Source organism: Alphaproteobacteria bacterium LSUCC0684, from assembly GCA_041228335.1.
GTDB lineage: Bacteria > Pseudomonadota > Alphaproteobacteria > Puniceispirillales > UBA1172.
Map to the genome: position 1 here is coordinate 1,125,858 of CP166130.1, position 24,139 is coordinate 1,149,996.

General features: G+C 56.3%; 21 protein-coding genes and 3 tRNA genes. 15 read left to right on the top strand and 9 right to left on the bottom strand.

Annotated elements, in window-relative coordinates:
• Positions 1-106 precede the first annotated feature (106 nt).
• Positions 107-811, top strand: a complete 705-nt coding sequence (locus AB8880_05275; protein XDZ66805.1) for an alpha/beta fold hydrolase — start codon at positions 107-109, stop codon at positions 809-811.
• A gap of 9 nt (positions 812-820) precedes the next feature.
• Here the strand turns inward: AB8880_05275 and parE are convergent, their stop codons facing one another.
• From parE to AB8880_05295, 4 genes are all read right to left on the bottom strand, one after another.
• On the bottom strand, positions 821-2,800 hold the full coding sequence (gene parE / locus AB8880_05280) for a DNA topoisomerase IV subunit B (protein XDZ66806.1): 1,980 nt from the start codon (positions 2,798-2,800) through the stop codon (positions 821-823).
• Positions 2,801-2,935: 135 nt separating this feature from the next.
• Positions 2,936-4,345, bottom strand: a complete 1,410-nt coding sequence (gene glnA / locus AB8880_05285; protein XDZ66807.1) for a type I glutamate--ammonia ligase — start codon at positions 4,343-4,345, stop codon at positions 2,936-2,938.
• A gap of 34 nt (positions 4,346-4,379) precedes the next feature.
• Positions 4,380-4,718 (bottom strand): P-II family nitrogen regulator, encoded by a 339-nt coding sequence (locus tag AB8880_05290; protein ID XDZ66808.1) that lies wholly within the window; start codon positions 4,716-4,718, stop codon positions 4,380-4,382.
• A 202-nt stretch (positions 4,719-4,920) separates the two neighbouring features.
• The gene (locus tag AB8880_05295) at positions 4,921-6,099 is read right to left on the bottom strand and encodes a pyridoxal phosphate-dependent aminotransferase (GenBank protein XDZ66809.1); all 1,179 of its coding nucleotides are present in this window, start codon (positions 6,097-6,099) and stop codon (positions 4,921-4,923) included.
• Between the two features lie 140 nt (positions 6,100-6,239).
• Between AB8880_05295 and AB8880_05300 the strand changes: the two genes are divergently transcribed.
• From AB8880_05300 to AB8880_05345, 10 genes are all read left to right on the top strand, one after another.
• Positions 6,240-6,316: transfer RNA gene (locus AB8880_05300), tRNA-His, on the top strand.
• A gap of 30 nt (positions 6,317-6,346) precedes the next feature.
• Entirely contained in the window at positions 6,347-7,861 is a 1,515-nt protein-coding gene (tig, locus tag AB8880_05305; protein XDZ66810.1) for a trigger factor, read from the top strand.
• 72 nt (positions 7,862-7,933) lie between these two features.
• Entirely contained in the window at positions 7,934-8,551 is a 618-nt protein-coding gene (locus AB8880_05310; GenBank protein XDZ67025.1) for an ATP-dependent Clp protease proteolytic subunit, read from the top strand.
• A 95-nt stretch (positions 8,552-8,646) separates the two neighbouring features.
• Entirely contained in the window at positions 8,647-9,921 is a 1,275-nt protein-coding gene (clpX, locus tag AB8880_05315) for an ATP-dependent Clp protease ATP-binding subunit ClpX (protein XDZ66811.1), read from the top strand.
• Between the two features lie 115 nt (positions 9,922-10,036).
• Complete coding sequence (gene lon, locus AB8880_05320; GenBank protein ID XDZ66812.1) at positions 10,037-12,457, top strand: endopeptidase La; 2,421 nt, start codon at positions 10,037-10,039, stop codon at positions 12,455-12,457.
• A 123-nt stretch (positions 12,458-12,580) separates the two neighbouring features.
• Positions 12,581-12,856, top strand: a complete 276-nt coding sequence (locus AB8880_05325; protein ID XDZ66813.1) for an HU family DNA-binding protein — start codon at positions 12,581-12,583, stop codon at positions 12,854-12,856.
• Positions 12,857-12,928: 72 nt separating this feature from the next.
• Positions 12,929-13,004, top strand: a tRNA-Val gene (locus tag AB8880_05330).
• Between the two features lie 105 nt (positions 13,005-13,109).
• Positions 13,110-13,186, top strand: a tRNA-Asp gene (locus AB8880_05335).
• Positions 13,187-13,376: 190 nt separating this feature from the next.
• On the top strand, positions 13,377-13,712 hold the full coding sequence (locus AB8880_05340; protein XDZ67026.1) for a cupin domain-containing protein: 336 nt from the start codon (positions 13,377-13,379) through the stop codon (positions 13,710-13,712).
• Positions 13,709-14,374, top strand: a complete 666-nt coding sequence (locus AB8880_05345) for an RraA family protein (protein ID XDZ66814.1) — start codon at positions 13,709-13,711, stop codon at positions 14,372-14,374. Before AB8880_05340 ends, AB8880_05345 begins: the two co-directional genes overlap by 4 nt.
• A gap of 14 nt (positions 14,375-14,388) precedes the next feature.
• On the opposite strand, the gene AB8880_05350 is transcribed toward AB8880_05345, so the two are convergent.
• Together AB8880_05350 and rfaD are read right to left on the bottom strand one after the other, a co-directional pair.
• Entirely contained in the window at positions 14,389-16,698 is a 2,310-nt protein-coding gene (locus tag AB8880_05350) for a xanthine dehydrogenase family protein molybdopterin-binding subunit (protein XDZ66815.1), read from the bottom strand.
• 124 nt (positions 16,699-16,822) lie between these two features.
• Positions 16,823-17,800, bottom strand: a complete 978-nt coding sequence (rfaD, locus tag AB8880_05355) for an ADP-glyceromanno-heptose 6-epimerase (GenBank protein XDZ66816.1) — start codon at positions 17,798-17,800, stop codon at positions 16,823-16,825.
• Positions 17,801-17,944: 144 nt separating this feature from the next.
• On the opposite strand from rfaD, the gene AB8880_05360 reads away from it, so the two are divergent.
• Positions 17,945-19,162, top strand: coding sequence for an MFS transporter (locus AB8880_05360; GenBank protein XDZ66817.1), 1,218 nt, complete (start codon positions 17,945-17,947; stop codon positions 19,160-19,162).
• A 9-nt stretch (positions 19,163-19,171) separates the two neighbouring features.
• Here AB8880_05360 and AB8880_05365 read toward each other — a convergent pair whose 3' ends face one another.
• Entirely contained in the window at positions 19,172-20,080 is a 909-nt protein-coding gene (locus tag AB8880_05365; protein ID XDZ66818.1) for a LysR family transcriptional regulator, read from the bottom strand.
• Positions 20,081-20,226: 146 nt separating this feature from the next.
• Between AB8880_05365 and AB8880_05370 the strand changes: the two genes are divergently transcribed.
• The 3 genes from AB8880_05370 to AB8880_05380 all read left to right on the top strand — a co-directional run bounded on the left by AB8880_05370 (position 20,227) and on the right by AB8880_05380 (position 22,937).
• Complete coding sequence (locus AB8880_05370; protein ID XDZ66819.1) at positions 20,227-20,565, top strand: P-II family nitrogen regulator; 339 nt, start codon at positions 20,227-20,229, stop codon at positions 20,563-20,565.
• Between the two features lie 26 nt (positions 20,566-20,591).
• Entirely contained in the window at positions 20,592-21,905 is a 1,314-nt protein-coding gene (locus AB8880_05375) for an ammonium transporter (GenBank protein XDZ66820.1), read from the top strand.
• Between the two features lie 108 nt (positions 21,906-22,013).
• Positions 22,014-22,937 (top strand): ketopantoate reductase family protein, encoded by a 924-nt coding sequence (locus AB8880_05380; GenBank protein XDZ66821.1) that lies wholly within the window; start codon positions 22,014-22,016, stop codon positions 22,935-22,937.
• Between the two features lie 36 nt (positions 22,938-22,973).
• On the opposite strand, the gene AB8880_05385 is transcribed toward AB8880_05380, so the two are convergent.
• Both AB8880_05385 and AB8880_05390 read right to left on the bottom strand, forming a co-directional pair.
• On the bottom strand, positions 22,974-23,771 hold the full coding sequence (locus tag AB8880_05385) for a 3-keto-5-aminohexanoate cleavage protein (GenBank protein ID XDZ66822.1): 798 nt from the start codon (positions 23,769-23,771) through the stop codon (positions 22,974-22,976).
• Positions 23,772-23,983: 212 nt separating this feature from the next.
• The gene (locus AB8880_05390; GenBank protein XDZ66823.1) at positions 23,984-24,115 is read right to left on the bottom strand and encodes a hypothetical protein; all 132 of its coding nucleotides are present in this window, start codon (positions 24,113-24,115) and stop codon (positions 23,984-23,986) included.
• Positions 24,116-24,139: the final 24 nt, after the last annotated feature.

Sequence of the window (24,139 nt, forward strand, 5' to 3'; positions counted from 1 at the left end):
ATGTGTTGCGCCGCAAAACAAAATGAGACATACAGAATTGCATGCCCCGCGTCAACCGATATGGCATGGCGGGGCGCGATATTCATCCTCTTGACCGGCATTCTGCATGAACGACGTGGCAACTCTTATTCTTTCCCCCGGTCTTCTGCTCACCAGGAAGCTTTACGCCAGCCTTGAAGACCATCTTGCCGGCAGGTACCCCGTCCATCATACCGATACGACAGGCCTTGACACGATCACGGCCATGGCGGAACGCGTCATCGATGAAACCGATGGCCCGATCATCCCCATCGGGCTTTCCATGGGGGGATATATCACGCTCGAAATAGCGCGGCTGGCGCCTGAACGTCTCTCTGCGCTCATCATCATGGACAGCAACGCCACAGCCGATACCGAGGCGAAACGTGAAGAGCGGCAGAAACTTATCGCCATGAGCAATATCGGCCGGTTCAAGGGCGTGACATCGGTGCTGATGCCGAAATTCATCGCCGAGCAGCACCTCAATGATGCACGGATCACTGACGCGGTGACTGAAATGGCGGCAGAGATCGGCCGCGATAATTTTATCCTGCAACAGAAGGCGATCATGACCCGGCGCGAGCAGTTCAGCACCCTTTCAGGTCTCTCCATGCCCGGGCTCTTCCTTGTCGGAAGCCTTGATCTGCTGACCCCGCCGGATCAGGTCCGGGCGATGGCCGATGCGATGGCAGGCAGCACCTATGTCGAGATTGAAGGCAGCGGCCATCTGCCGCCGCTCGAAGCACCGGCGGCGGTCAATCTCGAAGTTGAGAAGTTTCTGTCCGGGCTTTAGTGAAGGCGTTCAGATATCGAGTTCCGCCAGCACCTCGGCGGCGTGATCCCGGATATAGGCAAAACGCAATTCCGGCTTGCGCCCCATCAGGGTATTGACCAGCCCATCGACGCGGCGGCGATCATCGGCCCCTTCGGCGTCACGTTTCGGCAGGTTGACCTGCAGCAGTCGGCGGGTAGCCATGTTCATGGTGGTTTCCTTGAGCTGGGCCGGGGGCATTTCCCCAAGTCCCTTGAAGCGGCTGATATCGATCTTGCCGCGTCCCTTGAATTCACGTTCAATCAGTTCGTCCTTATGCGCATCATCAAGGGCATAGAGAACGGTCCCGCCCTGGGCCAGCCGGTAAAGGGGAGGCTGGGCGATGAAAAGGCGGCCGCTTTCGATCAACCCCGGCATCTGCTGATAGAAATAGGTCATGAGCAGGGCGGCGATATGGGCGCCATCGACATCGGCATCGGTCATGATGATGATGCGGCCATAGCGCAGGGATTCGAGATTGAAGTTCTTGCCTGCCTGCACCCCGAGCGCCAGCGCGAGATCGGATAATTCCTGGTTCTGCATCAGTTTATCGTCGCTGGCAGAGGCGACATTGAGGATCTTGCCCCGAAGCGGCAGCACGGCCTGGGTGCGGCGGTCCCGGGCCTGTTTGGCTGACCCCCCGGCGCTGTCGCCCTCAACCAGAAATAGTTCGGTTTCAATGGCGTCGGTCGAAGAGCAGTCGGCAAGTTTTCCGGGCAGGCGAAGCTTGCGGGTTGCGGTTTTACGCGCCACATCCTTGTCCCGCTTGCGGCGTTTGCGTTCTTCCATCCGCTCAATCGCCGCATCAAGGAGAAAACCCGCCCGTTCCGGATCGCTCGAAAGCCAGGTTTCGAACCTGTCCCTGAGGCTGGTTTCCACCAGTCTGGTGGCATCCTGACTGACAAGCCGGTCTTTTGTCTGGCCCTGAAAATGCGGCTCACGAACAAAGACGCTGAGAACGGCGCCGGTGCCCGCCATGACGTCATCGGCGGTCAGGTCGGCGGCTTTCCTGTTGCTCGCAATCTCACCATAGCTGCGCATGCCGCGGGTTAGCGCCTGCCGGAGACCTGTTTCATGGGTGCCGCCATCCGGCGTCGGGACGGTGTTGCAATAGGACTGGACGAAACCATCCTCACCCGGGCCAAGCCAGGTGATGGCAAATTCGACTTTCTCCCCCTTGAGCTCCACCATATCGGCAAAGGGGCTTGCGGTAATGAGCGCCCGGTCCCTCGTTACATCATTGAGGTAATCGGTGAGCCCGCCGGGGTATTTGATCACGGCTTCGGCAGGTGTATCGCCGGCATCTTCGAGCCATTTCGCGGCGCATTTCCAGCGGATTTCAACGCCGGCAAAAAGATAGGCTTTCGATTTGACCATCCGGAACAGCGTCGACGGACGGAATGCCCAGTTGGCGCCGAAAATCTCCGCATCGGGAAGAAAGGTGACTTCCGTGCCGCGGCGGTTGGGTACAGCGCCAACCTCTTCGAGTTTTGTGACCGCCACCCCCCTTGAAAACTCCTGCCGGTAAAGAGTCCTGTTCCGGGCCACATCCACCACCATCTGTTCGGAGAGCGCGTTGACCACCGAGGCCCCGACACCATGCAGGCCGCCTGAGGTGGTGTAGGCCTTGCCTTCGAACTTGCCGCCGGCATGCAGGGTCGTCATGATGACTTCAAGGGCTGATTTCTTCGGGAATTTCGGGTGCGGATCCGTCGGGATGCCGCGGCCATTATCGCCGATGGTCAGGCTGCCATCCTCGTTGAGCGACACATCGATGCGGCTGGCATGGCCGGCGACGGTCTCATCCATGGAATTATCGAGAATCTCTGCTGCCATGTGATGCAGGGCGCGGGTGTCGGTACCGCCGATATACATGCCGGGACGACGCCGGACAGGCTCAAGCCCTTCGAGAACTTCGATTTCAGCCGCGTTGTATTCAGCGGCGGTGGCGGTATTAAAGAGATCAGCCATGGGTATTACCTCTAAAAACTCCCCCAATTTCTACATCATCTTGACGCAAGAGCAAGCATGAATACAAGAGGTTGTGGAGTTGCGGCAACAAAAAAGGCGGCCCGAAGACCGCCTTTCCTGAAAGATGAGGTGTGTTTACGATGAATAATACATCTGGAATTCGATCGGGTGCGGGGTGTGCTCGAACGCAACGACTTCTTCCATCTTCAGCTCGATATAGGCATCGATCTGATCGTTGGTGAAGACATCACCCTGGGTCAGGAATTCACGATCCGCATCAAGGCTGTCGAGCGCCTCACGCAGGGATGCGCAGACGGTCGGGATATCTTTCAGCTCTTCCGGCGGCAGATCATAAAGATCCTTGTCCATCGCATCGCCCGGGTTGATCTTGTTCCGGATACCGTCAAGACCAGCCATCAGGAGGGCCGAGAAGGCAAGATACGGGTTTGCGGTGGCATCCGGGAAACGGACTTCAACGCGCTTGCCCTTGGGGTTGTTCACGAACGGAATCCGGCAGGAAGCGGAACGGTTGCGTGACGAATACGCCAGCAGAACCGGAGCTTCATAACCTGGGATCAGACGCTTGTAGGAGTTCGTGCTCGGGTTGGTGAAAGCATTCAGTGCCTTGGCATGCTTGATCACGCCGCCGATATAATGCAGGGCGGTTTCCGAAAGATCGGCATAGCCGTTGCCGGCAAAGAGAGGCTTGCCATCCATCCAGAGCGACTGGTGAACGTGCATCCCGGAGCCGTTATCGCCGGAAATCGGCTTGGGCATGAAGGTTGCCGAAACACCATACGCGTTGGCGACATTGTGGACCGCATATTTGTAGAGCTGCAGGTTGTCGGCGGTTTCGATGAGGGTGCCGAACTTCATCCCAAGCTCATGCTGGGACGGGGCAACTTCGTGGTGGTGCTTTTCAACCGGCACGCCCATTTCAGCCATGACACTGAGCATTTCGGAACGGATATCCTGGCCGCTATCCACCGGCGGCACAGGGAAGTAACCGCCTTTGACACCCGGGCGATGGCCGAGGTTGCCTTCTTCGTATTCACGGGCCGAGTTATACGGGCCTTCAACGCTGTCCAGCGCATACATGGCGCGGTGCATGGAGACGTCGATCTTGACGTCTTCAAAGATGAAGAATTCAGCTTCAGGGCCGAAGAAGGCGGTGTCGGCAATGCCTACCGATGCCATATGTGCAAGCGCTGCCTTGGCGGTGGAGCGCGGGTCACGCGAATAGGGCTCACCGGTTGAGGGCTCATGCACGTCGCAGAAAATCGCCAGCGTCGGGTGGGTGAAGAACGGGTCGATATACGCGCGGGAAAGATCAGGTATCAGCGTCATATCCGACTCGTTAATCGCCTTCCAGCCGGCAATGGACGAGCCGTCGAACATGAAACCTTCGGTCAGGCTTTCCTCGTCGATCGTGTCGATGTGCTGGGTAACGTGCTGCATCTTACCACGAGGATCAGTGAAGCGGAGGTCAACATAGGTGATCTCGTTTTCCTTGATCATTTTCAAAATGTTTTTTGCATCAGACATGAGCAAGCTCCTATTTAGGGGTTATTGTAGGTTATCAGATGGCATCCGACCCGCGTTCACCTGTGCGAATGCGGATGACATCTTCGATGGGGGAAATGAAAATCTTGCCATCACCGATCCGGCCGGTGGCAGCCGCACCAAGAATGGCATCAACCGAAGCTTCCACCAGATCATCCTTGATAATCACTTCGATCTTGACCTTGGGCAGGAAATCAACGACATATTCGGCCCCGCGATAAAGTTCCGTATGGCCTTTCTGACGCCCAAATCCTTTTGCCTCGGTGATGGTGATGCCCTGGATCCCGACTTCATGAAGGGCTTCTTTGACTTCATCAAGCTTGAAGGGCTTGATGATGGCTTCAAGTTTTTTCATGGCAACATCTCCTCAAAGGATTACACAGTAGAATAAGCAACTTTTGTTCCAGAGAAAAAATACATGCAACATGCTGGTTTTGCAGATGAAATTCGGGGAAATGTTCAGGCCCGCATCGAGGAAGATAATTATTGCCTAATATTTAATCAGCAATGATGAAAATAAAGGCAGGGGATATGGGGGGTGGTGAGGTCAGGCGAGATCAGGCGAGATTTTCAGCAAGCCAGCGCTCAATCCGTTCAAGGGCAGTCGTAATCGCCGCATCGGAATTGGCGCAGGAAAACCGGATAAAGCCTTCCCCCATATCGCCGAAACTCGTGCCGCTTACGAGCGCGACGCCCGCCTCCTCAAGCAGGGATGACTGGAGGGACTGGGATGATATCCCGGTGCCGGTGATATTCGGGAAGGCGTAAAATGCCCCGGCGGGTGTCTGGCAGGTGATACCGGGAAGGGTATTGAGCCCCTGGCTGATCAGCGCGGCTCGACGTTCAAAGGCCTGCCGCATCTCTTCAATACAGTCCTGCGGGCCGGTAAGTGCGGCCAGCGCCGCCTGCTGGGCGGCGGCATTGACGCAAGAATGGATATTGACCGCAAGCCGGTCGGCGGCTTCAACCATCGATGAAGGCCAGACGGCGTAGCCGAGACGCCAGCCCGTCATGGCGTAGGTTTTGGACCAGCCATTGAGGATGATGAGCCGGTCGCGGATTTCAGGAAAATCCAGCAGACTTGTCATGGTATGACCGGAAAAGACAAGCTGGTCGTAAATCTCATCGGACATGATGGCCACCTGCGGGTGCCGCTCAAGCCCGCGGACCAGTTTTTCAATCTCTTCACGCGGGGTAACGCCGCCGGTGGGATTGGCCGGCGAGTTGACGATGATGAGCGATGTTTTCTCCGTGATGCGTTCCAAAACGTCATCCGCGGAAAAGGCGAAATTGAGATCTTCTCTAAGCGGGTAGGGGCGGGGTGTTGCCCCGCTGAAGGCGATCGCCGACTGATAGATGGGAAAACCGGGATCAGGATAGATGATCTCACGCCCCGGTTCCCCCAGAAGCATGGCGGAAAAGAAGATGATCACCTTGCCACCGGGGAGGATCTGTACATGTTCAGGTGAAATCTCAACCCCATGACGGCGATGGAGATCTGCCGCGACGGCTTCTTTCAGGGGCAAGACGCCGCCGGAAGGCGTGTAGCCGTGATGGCCATCCTTGAGGGCCTTTATCCCGGCATCCACGATATGTGCAGGCGTGGGAAAATCAGGCTGGCCGATGCCCAGATTGATGATATCCCGCCCGGCGGCCGTGAGTTGTGCTGCCCGCTGCAAGACGGTGAAAGCAGTTTCGGTGCCAAGGCATGAGGCGCGTTCGGTGATGGAAGCCATGGTTGTCTCCGCAGGATGTTTTTTCAACAATAGGCACAGGTGATATTGCTTGTCCAGAAAAGACAGGCGAAATGAAGCCAGTTTGATGAAGTATGGGTTGACGCCGAATTGGCATTTGTATAGGACCTTTCTATCCCGTGGCGGGTGTAGCTCAGTTGGTTAGAGCGCCAGATTGTGGCTCTGGAGGCCGCCGGTTCAAATCCGGTCACTCGCCCCACTGAATTTATGCTAAAGACAGGACGTCATCATGGATGTTACCCAGACAAACTCGGAAGGCCTGAAGCGCGAATACAGCATCACTCTTACCGCCGCCCAGATCAATGAGCGCGTTGATGCCCGGATCGCCAGCCTTGCAACGGAAGTCAAGATGCCCGGCTTCAGACCCGGTAAAGTGCCGGCCAGTGTTGTCAAGACACGCTATGGCAAACAGGTGCTCGGTGAAGTGCTGCAGGGTGCGCTGGATGAAGCGACACGCTCGATCATCAATGACAACAACCTCCGGGTTGCGACAAACCCGAACATGAATGTCGAGACCTATGAAGATGGCGGTGATCTCAAGGCCTCCATCTCGCTTGAAGTGATGCCTGAAATCGAGCCGGTTGATCTTTCAGGGCTTTCCATCAGCAAGCCTGCTGTCGAGGTCGATGAAGCCGAAGTCGATGAAGCGGTGGCGCGAATTGCCGAAGAAAACAAGCCCACCATTCCTGTTGCAAAGCCGCGGGCCGTCAAATCCGGTGACACGGTGGTGATCGATTTCATCGGCCGTATCGATGGCGAGGCTTTTGAAGGCGGTTCAGCCGAAGGTCATAGCCTCGGGATCGGGTCAAATACCTTTATTCCGGGGTTTGAAGACGGGCTGATCGGCGCCAAGCCGGGGACAACCGTGGATGTACCGGTGAGCTTCCCCGAAGACTACCCGGCAAATCACCTTGCCGGCAAGCAGAGCATCTTCGAGGTCACCATCCATGAGCTGCGTGAGCCGGGTGAAGTCAAGATCGATGATGAATTTGCCGCAAGCCTCGGCATGGATAATCTCGAGGCCCTGAAAGCTGCGGTGCGTGACCAGATCAATCGCCAGCATCAGACCGCGATCCGTGCCAAGGTCAAGACCTCGGTGCTCGACGCGCTCGATGAGGTTGCCGGGGAATTTGACGTGCCGCCAACCCTCGTTATGCAGGAATATGAAAGCATCTGCCGGGTGATGGGGCAGCAGGACCATGACCACGATCATGATCACGATCACGATCACGACCATGATCACGCGGCGGATGAGCATCTTTCGGATGAAGAGAAGGCAGATGCGGACAGCATCGCCCGTCGCCGTGTCCGCCTTGGCATGGTGCTGACCGAAATCGGCCGGCTCAACAATCTTCAGGTCACTGATGAGGAGAAGAAACGCGCCATCTTCGCCGAAGCCCAGCGCTATCGCGGGCAGGAAAAGGAAGTGCTGGAATATTTCCAGCAGAACCCGCAGGCAGCTCAGCAACTGGCCGGGCCCATTTTTGAAGATAAAGTTGTCGACTACATTCTTGAAATGGCGACGGTCAATGAACATGTGATCTCGGTAGAGGAACTTTACCGTTCCGACGACGACGACGAAAGGGAAGCGGCCAAGAAGACAGCCAAGAAGGCGGCGAAAAAGGCCCCGGCAAAGGCATCAGAAGAAAAGGCGGGGGCGAAAAAGGCCGCATCCAAGAAAGCTGCCGGCAAGGATGGAAGCGCCAAAAAGGCGGCGGCCAAGAAGGCGGCGAAGAAAAAATAATGCTGGAAAGCGGCAGGCGCTTTTCAGCCACATGATTAGATGAAGGATGACCCGATGACCGATTTCTCCCGCATGGCGGAAACAGCCTCAGCCCTGGTGCCGATGGTGGTGGAACAGACCAGCCGAGGCGAGCGCGCATTCGATATATACTCGCGTCTGCTGAAAGAGCGGATCATCTTCATCGTCGGCCCGATTGACGATGCCGTCTCCTCGGTTGTGTGCGCCCAGCTTCTGTTCCTTGAATCGGAGAATCCGAAACAGGATATTTCGATGTATATCAATTCGCCGGGCGGGGTCGTGACCTCGGGGCTCGCCATCTACGATACGATGGAATATATCCGCCCCGATGTTTCCACCGTCTGCATCGGGCAGGCCGCTTCCATGGGATCGCTTTTGCTGACCGCCGGGGCTGCGGGCAAGCGCTACAGCCTGCCCCATTCCCGGATCATGACGCACCAGCCTTCGGGCGGGTTTTCCGGGCAGGCATCGGATATCGAAATCCATGCAAGGGAGATCCTTAATCTGCGAGAAAGGCTCAACGGTATCTATGTCAAGCATACGGGCAAGACCCTGAAGGATATCGAAAAGATCATGGATCGTGATACGTTCATGGCACCTGAAGAAGCGCTCAAACTGGGGCTTATCGACGAAGTGGTGGACAAGCGCCCGAAGCCGAAGGATGAAAGCTGATCATCGACGCGTTACCGGCTTTATCCGAAACCATGGCAATTTTTGTTTGTGCTGACGGACCATCCCTGTCTAATATGGCGCTGTAGGAGTTCGACATGTCAAACATCGGCGATACATCTGATTCAAAAAATACACTTTTCTGCTCGTTCTGCGGCAAAAGCCAGCATGAGGTCAAAAAACTCATTGCCGGGCCGACGGTGTTCATCTGCGATGAATGCGTGGAACTCTGCATGGATATCATCAAGGAAGAGCATAAGGCATCCCTGAACAAATCTTCAGATGGCGTGCCGACGCCGCGTGAAATATGTGATTTTCTCGATGAATACGTGATTGGCCAGCCACGCGCCAAGAAGGTTCTTTCGGTCGCGGTCCACAACCATTACAAGCGACTGGCCCATGCCGGCAAGCCGGGTGATGTGGAGATTTCCAAATCCAATATCATGCTGATCGGCCCGACGGGATGCGGCAAGACCCTGCTGGCGCAGACGCTGGCGCGGATCCTCGATGTGCCGTTCACCATGGCTGATGCGACCACGCTCACCGAAGCCGGATATGTCGGGGAGGATGTGGAGAATATCATCCTAAAGCTCCTGCAGGCGGCGGATTACAACGTCGAGCGCGCCCAGCGGGGGATCGTCTATATCGATGAGGTGGACAAGATCTCGCGCAAATCCGACAACCCTTCCATCACCCGTGATGTTTCAGGCGAAGGGGTGCAGCAGGCGCTTCTGAAGATCATGGAAGGCACGGTTGCATCGGTGCCGCCCCAGGGCGGACGCAAGCATCCCCAGCAGGAGTTCCTGCAAGTCGATACCACCAATATCCTGTTTATCTGCGGTGGTGCCTTTGCCGGGCTTGAAAAGCTGATTGCCGGCCGGAACAAGGGCTCCGGCATAGGTTTCGGGGCGGATGTGAAGGCCGATGACGATATGACCACCGGCCAGATGCTGGCGGATGTCGAACCTGAGGATCTGATCAAGTTCGGTCTCATCCCTGAATTTGTCGGCCGACTGCCGGTGCTGGCAACGCTTGAAGATCTTGATGAAGAGGCCCTGATCCGCATTCTCACGGAGCCGCGGAACGCGCTGACCAAGCAATATCAGTCTCTCTTTGCCATGAATGACGTGACGCTTGAATTCAGGCCGGATGCGCTCGAATCCATCGCCAAGAAGGCGATCGAGCGAAAGACCGGCGCGCGCGGCTTGCGGGCCATTCTCGAAACCGTGCTCATGGATCCGATGTTCGATATCCCGACCTCCGATGATGTCGCCGAAGTGATCGTCAGCGCGGATGTGATCGACAAGGCCACGCCGCCGATCATCGTCCATTCGGAAGGCAAAAAGAAGAGTGAAGCGGATTCTTCCGCTTGATTTCGCTCCTCTTTTCAAGGATCAGCCGGGCCCCGCTCTTGATTTACGCCTGGCCAGTACCCAAATACTTCTTAAGTCATTCTAACCACGGATAGTTATGCCAAGGAAGGTTGCCATGACAGAAGGACCGGAACCGCAACGCGTTCAGACGTTTCCTGTATTGCCGCTCAGGGATATTGTTGTCTTTCCCCATATGATCGTGCCGCTGTTTGTCGGGCGCGAAAAATCCGTCCGTGCGCTTGAAGAAGTCATGAACGGTGACAAGCAGATCATGCTGGTGGCCCAGAAACAGGCGAGTGATGAAAATCCGGTTGCCGATGATCTCTATCAAACCGGTACATTGGGCACCGTTCTGCAGCTGTTGAAACTCCCGGACGGGGCCATCAAGGTCCTGGTTGAAGGAGGCAGCCGGGCGCATATCCAGCATTTCAGCGAAAGCGACGGGTTTCTGAAAGCTGACGTTACCTTCCCGGATGATGATTTTGGCGATAATCTGGCTGAATCCACGGCGCTCAGCAGGGCGACGCTGCAACTATTTGAAGATTACATCAAACTGAACAAGAAAATCCCATCCGAGGTGATGGTTTCCCTCGCCCAGATCGAAGACCCGAGCAAACTTGCGGATACGGTTGCATCGCACCTGGTGGTCAATCTGACGGAAAAGCAGGACCTGCTTGAAATGATCGATGTGACGCAAAGGCTGGATAAAATATACAGCCTGATGAACAACGAAATCGGCGTCATGCAGGTGGAAAAACGTATCCGGAACCGCGTCAAGCGGCAGATGGAAAAATCACAGCGGGAATATTATCTGAACGAACAGATCAAGGCGATCCAGAAAGAACTGGGCGAGGGCGAAGACGGCCGCAGTGAAATCGATGAAATCGAGGAAAAGCTTTCGGTTGTCAAACTTTCCAAGGATGCGCTTCAGAAGGTGACGGCGGAAGTCAAAAAACTCAAGAATATGAGCCCGATGAGCGCCGAAGCTACCGTGGTGCGTAATTATATCGACACGATCCTTTCCCTTCCATGGACCAAAAAATCCCGGATCAAGCGCGATATTATCGCTGCCCGCGAAATTCTCGATGCAGATCACTACGGGCTTGAAAAGGTCAAGGACCGGATCATTGAATATCTGGCCGTTCAGCAGCGGATGAAGAAGGTCAAAGGCTCCATCCTCTGCCTTGTCGGCCCGCCCGGGGTGGGCAAGACCTCGCTCGGCCAGTCGATCGCAAGGGCTACGGGGCGGAAATTCACCCGCATGGCGCTGGGCGGGGTGCGTGATGAAAGCGAAATCCGCGGCCATCGCCGGACCTATATCGGCTCGATGCCAGGCAAAATTATCCAGAGTCTCAAGAAAGTGGGGACGAACAATCCGCTCATCCTGCTGGACGAGGTGGATAAACTCGGCGCGGACTGGCGGGGTGATCCTTCATCGGCGCTGCTTGAAGTGCTCGATCCGGAACAGAACAGCACCTTCCAGGATCATTATCTGGAAGTTGATTATGATCTTTCGGATATCATGTTCATCACCACGGCCAATACGCTGAACATGCCGCAGCCCCTGCTTGACCGGATGGAGATCATCCGTCTTTCCGGCTATACCGAAGATGAGAAGGTCGAGATTGCCAAACGTCACCTCATCGCCAAGCAGATCAAGAATCACGGTCTCAAGCAAGATGAGTTCTCCCTTTCCGATGCGGCCTTGCGGCTGACGATCCAGCGCTACACGAGGGAAGCGGGCGTGCGCAACATGGAACGTGAGATTGCACGTCTGGCCCGAAAGGCTGTCACGGAAATCGTCTCAGGCAAGGCTGTGTCCGTTGCGATTACCGAAGACAATCTTGAGCATTATCTCGGGGTGCCGAAGTATCGCCACAGCGAGATTGACGGCACCGATCAGGTGGGCGTGGTCACCGGTCTGGCCTGGACCGAAGTCGGCGGCGAGTTGCTGAATATCGAATCCGTCACCGTGCCGGGGAAGGGGCGTGTCAGTTCCACCGGCAAGCTTGGCGATGTCATGAAAGAATCGATTCAGGCATCGGAATATTTCATCAAGAGCCGGGCCTCCATGCTGGGAATTTCTGCCGAAAAACTGCAAAAATACGATATCCATGTTCATGTGCCGGAAGGGGCGACACCCAAGGACGGGCCATCGGCCGGGGTGGCGATGATCACCTCGCTTGTCTCGGTGATGACGGGTATCGGCATCCGCGGGGATGTGGCCATGACAGGTGAGATTACCCTGCGTGGCCGGGTTCTTGCCATTGGCGGGCTTAAGGAAAAACTGCTCGCTGCGGTGCGCGGCGGGATTAAGACGGTACTAATTCCTCAAGAAAATCAAAAGGATCTGGCTGAAATTCCGGATAACGTCAAATCTGCGCTGACGATCATTCCGGTATCGGTGGTCGATGAAGTGCTGATGCATGCGCTGGTATCGCAACCCGTGCCGTTGAGTGATGATGACGAGAATTCCGCAAGCGTAACTCATGAGGATGACACGCCTGACGGCGCCGATGCAATTACAGCGCATTAGTCTAGTTTAATGTGTTGGAGATTTGGCCGGAACTTGCGTTTTTCGTTGGCATTTAGGTCTTTTCTGCGTAGTATGTCTGAAGAGCTTAGAGCTTCAAACCTTTAGATATATGGGGGGTATCCCGTGAACAAAAACGAACTTATTGCAGATGTTGCCGCTCGTTCTGGTCTTTCAAAAGCTGATGCCGCAAAAGCAGTTGATGGTATTGTTGGTTCCATCGAATCTGCCCTGAAGGCCGGTGATGAAGTGCGCATTGTTGGATTTGGTACTTTTTCAGTGAGCGCCCGTGCTGCCACGACAGGCCGTAACCCGCGCACCGGTGAAACGATTTCCATTCCTGCTTCAAAACAGCCGAAGTTCAAGGCAGGAGCTCCATTGAAGCAGGCTGTTAACAACTAATCTGCAGATATTTCCCTGAATGGCCGGTAAAGACTTGCCGGCCATTCTTTTTTCTTCTATACGGAAAACCGTGGGCGGTTAGCTCAGCTGGGAGAGCGACTGGTTTACACCCAGTAGGTCGGGGGTTCGAACCCCTCACCGCCCACCATTCACTTCAGGATTGCGGCAAGCGGTAATGAAGTAACTCGATACTTGACACCTCTGGTGGTGTTGCGTATCACCCTTTTAGCTGCTTCGGCGGCTTTCCCTTCGCGGGGGTGTAGCTCAGTTGGTTAGAGCGCCGGCCTGTCACGCCGGAGGTCGCGGGTTCGAGTCCCGTCACTCTCGCCACTTCATTCCCTTGAATTATCGGTCTGCTCGGCACGCTTGGTGCTGGAACAGCCGCTTTATTTCCAGTACCGTGACTGAATATGGCGGATGACTGAATGTGCCGCTTTGGTTAATTTTTCTTGCGTCGAGGAGGCCGATCGTGACGGACCAGCAGAATTTTTTCTATTCCCTCAATAATCTTGAAAAAGGGATGTTTCGTGAACTTGCTGAGGGGATCACCACCCATATTTTTGCGGCGGACCAATCCATGGTTTCCGTCGTCCGGCTTGAACCCAACGCCAGGGGCAAACTGCACAGCCATCCACAGGAGCAATGGAGCCTGCTGATCGAAGGCAGCGCCACCCGATTACAGGGCGGGGAGGAGATCAGCGTGGCCAAAGGTGATTTCTGGGTCGCGCCGGGTGGCGTTGAACATGGTATCATCGCCGGCCCGGAAGGAGCGGTCATTTTCGATATCTTCGCGCCGGCAAGACCGGAATATACCCGCCCGGGTTCAGGTTTTGGTTCAGGCGAGAAAAACGGATGAGTGTTCAGCGATATACCGCAGGTTTTACGCGGCTTCCCGAAGACGTGCTGGCGTCCTGGAAGGATATTCCATCGGCCATAGCCGGTGACAGCCTGAACCGGCAGCAGGTCATGGCGGCCCGCATCAAGCCTCTTGCCCCGGGGATGCGACTGGTCGGGCAGGCAAGATGCGTCGATGCCGTCGAAGGAGACAATGCCGCCATCCATGCCGCGGTCTCATTGCTGGAGCCGGGGGAGGTGCTGGTGATCAACGGGGGAGGATTTGAAAACCGGGCTGTATGGGGCGGTATTCTCACGGCTCTCGCCCGGCGGCGCAAGATTGCGGGAGTCGTTCTTGACGGCGCGGTGCGTGACATTACCGAACTCAAAGAAGGGGATATGCCGGTTTTCGCTGTTGCGGCAAGCCCGGCTGGACCTTCCAAGGGCTGGGGCGGGACGATTGACGGGCCGATTGCCTGTGGTGGCGTTTCGGTCACCCCCGGAGACCTGATCATCGGTGACGAGGATGGTGTTGTGGTCGTGCCGCTGGCGCGTCATGCGGAGGTGCTGAAAACGGCAAGAGAGCGGCTGAAATTCGAGGCTGGCGTTCTTGAGCGGCTGGAAAACGGCGAGGACACGACGTCCATTTTCGGTATCCCCGAGATAACCGATCTTGCCCCGTGACCTTCGTGATAGGTTCAGTTTTCCCGCTGCATCCTCTGCCAGATGGCCTGGGGCGTTGCCGGCATGTCAATATGGACGATCCCGAGCGCATCGCAGAGAGCTGAAATAACAGCCGGCGGTGCGCCAATCGCCCCGGCTTCGCCTGATCCCTTCACCCCGAGCGTGTTGTTTCGGCAAGGCGTGTTGCGGGTGAAAATGCGGAAATTCGGGAGATGATCAGCCCGGGGAAGGGTGTAATCCATCAGGGATCCGGCGAGGAGCTGGCCATCTTCATCATAGGGCAGGTATTCGTAAAGCGCCTGGCCGATGCCCTGGGCGATGCCGCCATGGATCTGACCTTCCAGGGTCAGCGGATTGAGCACGACGCCGAAATCATCCACCACCGTGTAACGCACAATTTCAGGCACAAGGGTTGCCGCATCCACCTCGATTTCAGCGATGTGGCACCCGTACGGATAGCTGGCCCCCCTGGTGGCGTAGCTCTGCTTGAGGCTATAGGGATGGGGTTCGCCATCCTGACCTCTTTCGGTCACCATCTCAAGGATGGAGATGGACCGGTTCGTCCCCGGCGCCGAAAAAACACCATCTTCAAAAGTGATGTCGTCGCCTTCGACTTCGAGAAAATCGGCGGCATCCTTGCTGGCGCGGGCGATGACGGTTTTAGCGGCTTCGGCCAGAGTTGAGCCAAGAACCGCCGTCATTCTGGCGCCACCGGTTGTTCCCCGCGGGGTGCGGCGCGAATCTCCCTGAACGATGTGAATTTTATCCACGTCATAGCCCAGATGATGCGAGACGATCTGGGTCAGGGTCGTGCGATGCGCCTGACCGTTATCGTGCTGGGAGGCGTAGACGGTAAGATTGCCGTCATGGCTGAATTCAAGCTCAATGTCGTTTTCCTCACCGCCGCCGCATTGTTCCAGATACATGGAAAGACCAAGACCGAGTTTCTTGCCGCGAGCGGCGGCTTCGGTGCGGCGCGTTTCAACCCCCTTCCAGTCAGCTTTTTCAAGTGCGTCTTCCATAAGTCCGGGCATATCGCCGCTATCGATGGTGCCGCCAAGCACCATGGAATAGGGGATCTGTTCGGCCTTGATCATGTTGCGGCGACGCAGCTCAAACCGGTCTATCCCGAGTTCATGCGCGATATGGTCAAGCAGGCGTTCCATCAGGTAATTCGCCTCCGGCCGGCCAGCGCCGCGATAGGCATCAACCGCCGGGGTGTTGGTCATCACGCCCTTGACGATCAGCCCGGCGATCTGGATATCGTAGACGCCTGTCGGGGTCCGGCTGCCGGAAAGAGTGGGGATATAGACGCCGAAATTAGACAGCCAGGCCCCCATATTGGCATGGACCGTGACCTCAAGCGCCTCGATGCGGCCTTCATCGCTGACAACGGCCCGGGCAACCGAACGATTATCCCTGCCATGAAGATCAGAGATAAATGCTTCGCTGCGGTCCTGCTGCCAGCGGACCATCCGGCCGAGTTTGCGGGCCGCCCAGGCGATGCAGACCTGCTCCGGGTGCAGAAATATCTTGAAACCAAAGCCGCCGCCGACATCATCGGTCAGGAGATGGACCTGATCACGCTCCATGTTCAGGGCGGCGGCGATCTGTTCGCCCAAGCCGACAACGCCCTGCGATCCCGTCCAGATCCGGAGCCCATCCTCGCCGTCTTCAAGCGGCATGGCCACCATGGGGCGTGTTTCCATGGCGTTGGTCAGGATCCGGTTGTTGATCACGTCGACGGAGATGATGCGGCGGCCTTCACCTTCGGCCTCGGCGAGTGCCTGCCTCGCCTCTTCAAGGCGGCCGGCATGCCATTCAAAGGCAAGATTGCCGGGATATTCCGGGTAAAGCCGGGGCGCGGTTTCCGCAAGCGCATCATAGATATCGGTCACCGCCTCCATGGGTTCAAAATCCATGGTGATGAGCTCGATCGCATCGCGTGCCTGCTGGCGGGTATCGGCCACCACCATGGCCACGATATCCCCGGCATAGCGATTGATATCGCGCACCATCGGCGGTTTCGTCGTCCTTGCCATGGGGCGGCCATCGTGCCAGGGGACATAATGCTGGCAGTGGATTTCCCCCACCTGATCGGCATCGAGATCCGCCTGTCCTGCAACCAGATGCACCCCTTCGGCGGTGCGGGCAGCGCTCAGGTCAAGTTCGGTCAGTCTCGCATGGGCAAAAGGCGCGCGAAGAAATGCAACGGCAAGACCCTGGCCCGGAAAATGATCATCCGTGTACCGGCCCTGGCCAGTGAGAAGAGATGCATCTTCAAGACGGCGGACAGGCTGGCCGATACCAAAACGCAGATTCATGAGCGGGGCTACCCTGGTTAAAGTGAACTATTGATGATTATGAGGTGTTTGATGACGTCGGGAAAGGAAATTTTCCATTCTTCGGGCTGGATTTATCCGGCATGGACGTGATGGAGATCGATCCTCAGTCAACCCTGCCGGGCAGCAGATGAGCTGAAATATAGTCGGCGATGCCATCTTCGAGGCTGGTGGGTTTTCCGTTCCAGCCCGCGGCCTTCAGGCTTGACTGGTCCGAACAGGTGTAATCCTGATACTGCGCGCGAAGATGTTCCGGCATGTCGATATATTCGATCGACGTCGGCGACGGGGTCAATGCCAGCACCGCTCTTGCCAGATCGTTCCAGCTCCGTGCCTCGCCGGTGCCGAGATTGAAAATCCCATTTCGGGTGCCGGATGACAACAGCCAGCCGATGATCGCAGCGCAATCCCGAACATAGATGAAGTCGCGCTTCTGCTCACCATCACCAAACCGGCCTGCATGATCACGAAAAAGACGGATGGGCTCACCTTTGCTGATATCGAAAAAGGATTTGTGGACAAGGCTTCGCATGCTGCCCTTGTGGCCTTCGCCCGGCCCGTAGACATTGAAAAACCGCAACCCTGCCCAGCGCGGCGGCGCATTGCCTTGTTCAGCCTCAATCACCGCCCAACGATCAAATACAAGTTTTGACCAGCCATAGGGGTTGAGCGGCCGAAGCTGCGGCATCAGTTCAGGATCATCGCTGAAGCCTTCCTTGCCATCCCCGTAAACCGCCGCCGATGACGCGTAGACCAGCGGGATGGCAAGGCGGGTTGCTGTCTGCCAGACAAGTTTTGAAAGCTGGAAGTTTGTTTCAATGATGAGGTTGATGTCGCGCTCGGTTGTCGCCGACACGGCCCCCATATGGACGATGCCGTCAATACCTCCATCAAGAGACGCAAGCCAGCCTGGAAGCTGGCTTGCGGTGATGATGTCCCGGGGCGCGAGATGATGCAGATTGCGCCACTTGTCATCCTTTTCAAACAGATCGGCAATCACGATGTCATGACCTTCGGATGAAAGATGACGGGCGGCATTGCTGCCGATAAAACCTGCGCCGCCGGTGACCAGAAATGTTGCCATGACAGAATTTCCTTTCAACAGGCCCCAAGATAAATCCGTTTTTCAGATCGGGGAAGGGGGAGATGTGCCCTGATTTTCAGTTTTTCTTTGACTTTCCACATTCGGGTTTCATGATAAGACGAAATATTATCACCGCAGACAATTTTGGTAAAATTGACCCAATCCGAGACTTCTTCAAGGCTTTCGCTGCCGGTGCCCGTGCATTCCCTGGGCATCAGCCAGATTGCCGCCTATGGGCTCATGTTCTATGTCTTTGCTCTCCTGAAGACGCCGCTTGCAGCCAATGCCGGGGTCGAGGAAAGCCGGATCCTCGCGGCGCTTACCGGATGCCTCCTGATACAGGCCATGGTGGCGCCGTGGGTCGGCTCTCTCGTGGACAGGCTCGGAGCATTATGGGTCATGAAACATGGCTTTTTCCTCGGGGCTTTAGGAATGCTTATCCTGCCGATGGTCTCCTCATTTGTCTGGATCGTGATCTCGATGATTCCCATCGGGATAGCCTTTGCCATGACGACCTATGAAATCGCCTTCGGGGCGGCGGTGCAGATGAACGAGGCCCGGGCGCGAAAGAATATCTCCTACATTACCTTCTATGGCGGAGTGGCAAGCTCGATCACCTGGATATCGGTGGCGCCATTGCTGTCAAATTTCGGGCTTGAGATCACCTGTGCGGTGATTGCGGTTATTCTTTTTGCCATGGGGATGCGGGCCGGTACCCTTGACCGTTCGATCAATTTCGGGGCCGGAAGGCAGAAAAGTGAGGTCAAGCCTTTCCGCTGGTCGGCCATGTCGCGTGAGGAAAAGGTTGCTCTGGTGACGCTCGCCGCATCCAGCGCCTTTGAATATATGGTGTTTGCCGGCACGACCCTGCTCTGGATCAAATGGTTCAGCCAGCAATTCGGGCCGGAGACAGGGGTTTTGCTCGCCAGTCTCTATGGGCCGTTTCAGGTGGTGGGGCGATTGCTGGAGATGCGGTTCGGGCATCAGTTCGACGCGCGCTACACCGGCGTTATCGCCTTTGCCATGATCCCGTTTTCGATATTGCTGGCGCAGAGCCAGAGCCTCATTCTGGTGATGGCGGGCATGATGATCTTCGGCATGGGGCATGGCATTCTGACGGTATCTTTCGGCTATGTGACCAATATGTATTTTCGGGCGGAGGTCTATGGCAGGGCAAAAGGCTGGATCACGACGCCTCGGGCGCTGGGCAATGCCATCGGCCCAAGTGTCGGCGGCATGCTGTTTCTCATGGGCAGCGCGATCTATTTCAAGGCGATGGTTGTTCTTTCCTGTCTTGCCGGACTGGTGTTTCTTTTCTTGCTGACGGTCAGGCCCGGAAATATCGTCAAAGACGACACGTGATCTGCCGGATCAGGAGGTTTCAGGGAAGGTTGCCGCAAGCGCGGTGATGATCTGTTCAAGAAATTTTGATGCCGCAACCGAAAGAACGCGGTCCTTCAGATGCCCGACATGCAGCACCCCGTGTTTGACATCCCGCTCGCTGAGGGGGATCGCGCGGAGCCTGCTTTCTCCGCCTGCCTTTACCGCTATCGGAACCTGAAAGGACAGGGCATGTTCCTTTTCAAGATAGGTGTGGAGAAAATCGAGGCTGTCGCTTTCCCCGACCACGGCAAGGGGCAGGGGAGTGATCAGCAGGCTGAGATCAATCAGCTGGCGTATGCCGTTCCTCTTTGACGGCAGGATAACCGGGTATCCGATACAGTCCCGCAGGCGCATTTCACTCTTCCCGGCAAGCGGATGATCTGCCGCCATCAGGACATGGACTTTCTGCGGTGCCGTTGCCATGACCTTGAATTGCGGTGATTGGACAGGTTCCATCGTCAGCGCGATATCAGCTTCGATCCGGGTGAGGGCGGTTTCGGCTTCCGCTCCGTGGGCGCGTTTGACCTCAAACGTGACTTGCGGATATTGATCCCGATAAAGGGCGAGCTGTTCCGGCAGAAAGGTTTTCAGCGCTTCAGGTGAGCTGATAATCCGGATATGACCCCGGCGCATGCCGGCAAGATCCGCCATCTGGGATCTGACGCGTTCAAGATCGGAAAACTGGCGGCGGACAAAATCAACGAAGATCTCGCCGGCCGTGTTCAGCCTTACCCCTGACGGCAGGCGCTCAAAAAGCGGGTATCCAAGCTCTTCCTCAAGGGCGAGGATGCGGCGGTTCAGCGCCGTTGACGTAATCGCAAGCTTTTCCGCAGCTTTGCGGATAGATCCCTCGCGGCCGACGGTTTCAACATATTTCAGATTGATCAAGGCCCGCATTCCGGCAACTCCATGTGCTGATATGGTGTGATGCAAAAAATGCATCACCTTCCTGCAAAATTAGCAGAATTACATATCACTTCAAGCTGGTATTAGAAAAATGTGCTTGACCCCCGTCAGGCTAAACAGAGAAAGGAAAGCCCAAGATGAAATACATCATTGCGATTGTTCAGCCCAGCCGGATCGAGGATATCCAGCGGGCACTCAGTGAAATTGGTGTTTCAGGCATGACCGTTTCCGAAGTCAAGGGGTACGGACGCCAGAAGGGAAAGACCGAAATCTACCGAGGCGCGGAATACACCATCGATTTCATGCCGAAAATCAAGGTTGAACTGGCTGTTGAAGCAACGCTCGCGGCCAAGGTCACCGAAGCGATCACCGATGTCTGCAAAACCGGACGTATCGGCGATGGCAAGATTTTCACCTTTGAGCTCAGCGAGGCCATGCGGATCCGGACAGGTGAAACTGGTCAGGCTGCTTTATAAGCACGTTTTTTCAAGGAGTACCCCCGATGTTACGTTCACGTTTTGCCAAATTCGCCGGTCCTGCCAGTCTTGGCGTGATCCTGGCCCCGCTTCCAGCGCTTGCCGCGCCGGATGCCGAAACAGCTTTCATTTTCAACAGCCTGTCCTTTCTGGTGCATGGCTTTATCGTCATGCTCATGGCGGCTGGATTCTGCATGCTTGAGGTCGGCCTCGTACGGTCCAAGAACGCGACGGTTCAGTCCACCAAGAATATCGGTCTTTATTCCATCGCCGGCCTGATGTACTGGCTTTGCGGCTACAACCTCATGTATATGGATGTATCGGGCTATATTGGCACGGTGCTGCCCTGGTCGCCTGCAGATGCGTCCATAACCGATGCCGGATATACAGGGGATGGCACGGATTATGCCGCCTCCTCGGACTGGTTTTTCCAGATGGTGTTTGTCGCCGCCGCCGCCTCGATCGTATCAGGTGCCGTCGCCGAACGTGTCAAACTGACAACATTTCTTATCTTCTCCGCTGTTTTGACGGGGATCATCTATCCTATTCAGGGTTCCTGGACATGGGGTGGCGGCTGGCTCAGTGAGATGGGCTTCAGTGACTTTGCCGGGTCCACCATCGTTCACTCTGTTGGTGGCTGGGCCGCGCTCACCGGTGCGATCATCATCGGCGCACGCAAAGGCAAGTACACAGCTGACGGGGGTATCCGCCCCATGCCAGGATCCAATCTGCCGCTGGCGACACTGGGGACGTTCATTCTCTGGTTCGGCTGGTTTGGCTTCAATGGCGGCTCCCAGCTGGCCATGGGCTCGGCGGCGGATGTCGCGGCTATCGCCAATATCTTCGTCAATACGAATATCGCGGCTGCCGCCGGTGTCGTGGTTGCCATCCTCGCAACGCAAATCCTCTATGGAAAGATCGACCTGACCATGGCGCTGAACGGCGCACTGGGCGGGCTGGTTGCCATCACGGCCGAACCGCTTGCGCCGACGCCGATGCTTTCGGCTTTCATCGGCGGTGTCGGGGCTCTCCTGGTGGTGATCACCGTTCCTCTCCTGGACAAGTTCAAGATTGATGATGTTGTGGGGGCCATTCCGGTTCACCTTGTGGCCGGTATCTGGGGCACGCTTGCCGTGTGTATTTCAGGCGGGGCCAGTTTCGGTGTGCAGCTGACCGGCATCATCGCCATCGGGGTCTTTGTCACCGTAACCTCAGCTATCATCTGGTATGTGCTGAAAGCCATCATGGGGCTTCGTCCTTCGGAAGAGGATGAGGTGAGCGGTCTTGACCTTTCCGAATGCGGGCTTGAATCCTACCCGGATTTCACCCGCCAATCCTGATCATATCAAGGCAGTCCCCCTCGAACCGGCCCATAATGGGCCGGTTTTTGCTTGCCTTAAGGGAAAGGCTACGCCAACCTTCATCAGGGAAATAAAAGGTGTTGGGTCATGATTGTTATTATCGGGGCAGGGGCCATGGGCTCTGTTTATGCAGGACTTTTTGCCAAATCCGGGGCGGCGGTTTCGGTTGTTGATATCTGGCAGGATCATATCAAGGCAATCCAGCAGAACGGGCTTCGTGTCAGCGGGTTTTCCGGTGATCATACGGCCGGGAATATCACCGCCCTCGGGGCGGAGGATCACCTCCCTGAAGCCGATCTCTATATCATCGCGACAAAGGCATCCGGGGTCAGGGCGGCGGCGCGCAAGATTGCCCGGGAAGGCATATCTGCTGCCCCTGTTCTGACGATCCAGAACGGGTTCGGCAGCGGCGCCATTGCCGCGGAGGAAATTTCGGCTGATCGCCTTCTTCTCGGCGTTGCCGAAGGGTTCGGGGCATCGCTGAAAGCGCCCGGCCATGCCCATCATTCCGGGATGACCCGGATCAGACTGGGGGAATATAACGGCGGCATGACCGAACGCCTGCAATCCATCACCGATATCTGGACAGGGGCTGGTTTCCCGGCTGAATCCTATGGTGATATCGACCAGTTGATCTGGGAGAAATTTGTCTGCAATGTCACGCTGAGCGCAGCCTGCACCGTGAGTGGCCTGAATATCGCCGAGTTGCGGGCTGAACCTGAACTCTGGCAGATGGCTCTTGCCTGCGGCAAGGAAGCCTATGCCGTGGGCAAGGCAAAGGGCGTTGCCTTTTCCTATGATGATCCGGTTGCCTATGTCACCGCATTTGCGGACAAACTGGGGGAAGCCCGGCCTTCGATGGCGCTGGATCATCTGGCCCGGCGACCTTCGGAGATCGATATCCTCAACGGGATGGTGCCTGTTCTTGCACAAGAAGTCGGTATGGATGCACCGGTTAACCATGCCCTTGCCGCGCTCGTCCGGCTGAAGGAAAAGGAATTCAACGCCTGAGGAGGAATTGCTTTCGGAATTTGTCGTCGGGACGGGTCAAGCGAAAAGCCGGGCGGCTTCGGCAGGTGATTTCGGGGTGAGGCGTTCTGCCAGTTGGGCAACAAGGGCCGAACTTGACGTGGCCGTGCTGCCATCCTTAAGGGCGAGATTGTTTTCAAAACCAACCCGCGCATGGCCGCCTGCAGCCGCGGCCTTGAGCATGGAATCATATTCCTCTGGGCCAAAGGCACAGATCATCCAGGAGCGGATGAAGCCCTTGTCCGCCGCAAGAAACGGATCAAGCTCTTCGGGGCTTGATACAAAGCCGGGATTGTATTTGCCAAGAACATAGAGCACATCCAGCGGGCGGTCAGGCAGCATTTCGCGCGCGTGAAGCTGGCGCAGAAGCTCAAGATCGCTGATATCATAAAGAATATATTGAATTCTTGTGCCGCTTGCCACCGCATCGCCCAGCGCATTCCGGGCAAAATCAATCGCCGACGGTGACTGATCGGCTGTTATCTCACGGATTGCCACTGAAGCATAGGCAGGCTGGACCTGAAGAAGGCAGGAGGCCTGTTCTTTCGGGGTGAACACGCCAACGGCTTCGGTGGTAATCTGGCAGAGCATATCCGGAACATCACGCTTCATGGCGTCAAGAAGCTCCCGGTAAAGGCCGTGATCAAGAACATGTGCCCCATCCCTGTTCCGGACATGGGCGTGAAGCATCGCGGCCCCGGCCTCACGGCAGGCGCGGGCTTCGGCGACAACTTCATCGACGGTAATCGGCAGATTGGGGTGGTCAGCTTTGGTTTTGCGGGCACCGTTCGGCGCGGCCATGATGAGCGTTGACATCCTCTTTCCCAATTTGTTCACCCGAAATTCATGTTTGGGCTAGCCAAGGCAGGGCCGGTATACTAATACATAAAGAAAACGAATGAGGGAGATATTTGGTTATGGATCCGACAATCGGTTTATTTCTGGTGATAGGCTTTCCGCTTTCACTGGTCCTTGCGCTGATGGCCTTTGCACGGTTTTCCGTATCACCGGAATAACCCATCCGCAGGTCAGCCAGCATTCACCATGACATAAAGCGTGGCGATGACGGCAATCATGGCGATGTACAGAGTCCAATGCATGCCATCATAGACGTTTTCCTCAGGTACGCCGCTTGGTCTTGTGACGGTTTTCTCGGCCATGGTTTCACTCCCTTTAATATCCGG

Coding starts and splice junctions, on each gene's coding strand:
- AB8880_05275 (XDZ66805.1), top strand. CDS start 107: ATGAACGACGTGGCAACTCTTATTCTTTCCCCCGGTCTTCTGCTCACC.
- parE (XDZ66806.1), bottom strand. CDS start 2,800: ATGGCTGATCTCTTTAATACCGCCACCGCCGCTGAATACAACGCGGCT.
- glnA (XDZ66807.1), bottom strand. CDS start 4,345: ATGTCTGATGCAAAAAACATTTTGAAAATGATCAAGGAAAACGAGATC.
- AB8880_05290 (XDZ66808.1), bottom strand. CDS start 4,718: ATGAAAAAACTTGAAGCCATCATCAAGCCCTTCAAGCTTGATGAAGTC.
- AB8880_05295 (XDZ66809.1), bottom strand. CDS start 6,099: ATGGCTTCCATCACCGAACGCGCCTCATGCCTTGGCACCGAAACTGCT.
- tig (XDZ66810.1), top strand. CDS start 6,347: ATGGATGTTACCCAGACAAACTCGGAAGGCCTGAAGCGCGAATACAGC.
- AB8880_05310 (XDZ67025.1), top strand. CDS start 7,934: ATGGCGGAAACAGCCTCAGCCCTGGTGCCGATGGTGGTGGAACAGACC.
- clpX (XDZ66811.1), top strand. CDS start 8,647: ATGTCAAACATCGGCGATACATCTGATTCAAAAAATACACTTTTCTGC.
- lon (XDZ66812.1), top strand. CDS start 10,037: ATGACAGAAGGACCGGAACCGCAACGCGTTCAGACGTTTCCTGTATTG.
- AB8880_05340 (XDZ67026.1), top strand. CDS start 13,377: ATGTTTCGTGAACTTGCTGAGGGGATCACCACCCATATTTTTGCGGCG.
- AB8880_05345 (XDZ66814.1), top strand. CDS start 13,709: ATGAGTGTTCAGCGATATACCGCAGGTTTTACGCGGCTTCCCGAAGAC.
- AB8880_05350 (XDZ66815.1), bottom strand. CDS start 16,698: ATGAATCTGCGTTTTGGTATCGGCCAGCCTGTCCGCCGTCTTGAAGAT.
- rfaD (XDZ66816.1), bottom strand. CDS start 17,800: ATGGCAACATTTCTGGTCACCGGCGGCGCAGGTTTTATCGGCAGCAAT.
- AB8880_05365 (XDZ66818.1), bottom strand. CDS start 20,080: ATGCGGGCCTTGATCAATCTGAAATATGTTGAAACCGTCGGCCGCGAG.
- AB8880_05370 (XDZ66819.1), top strand. CDS start 20,227: ATGAAATACATCATTGCGATTGTTCAGCCCAGCCGGATCGAGGATATC.
- AB8880_05375 (XDZ66820.1), top strand. CDS start 20,592: ATGTTACGTTCACGTTTTGCCAAATTCGCCGGTCCTGCCAGTCTTGGC.
- AB8880_05380 (XDZ66821.1), top strand. CDS start 22,014: ATGATTGTTATTATCGGGGCAGGGGCCATGGGCTCTGTTTATGCAGGA.
- AB8880_05385 (XDZ66822.1), bottom strand. CDS start 23,771: ATGTCAACGCTCATCATGGCCGCGCCGAACGGTGCCCGCAAAACCAAA.
- AB8880_05390 (XDZ66823.1), bottom strand. CDS start 24,115: ATGGCCGAGAAAACCGTCACAAGACCAAGCGGCGTACCTGAGGAAAAC.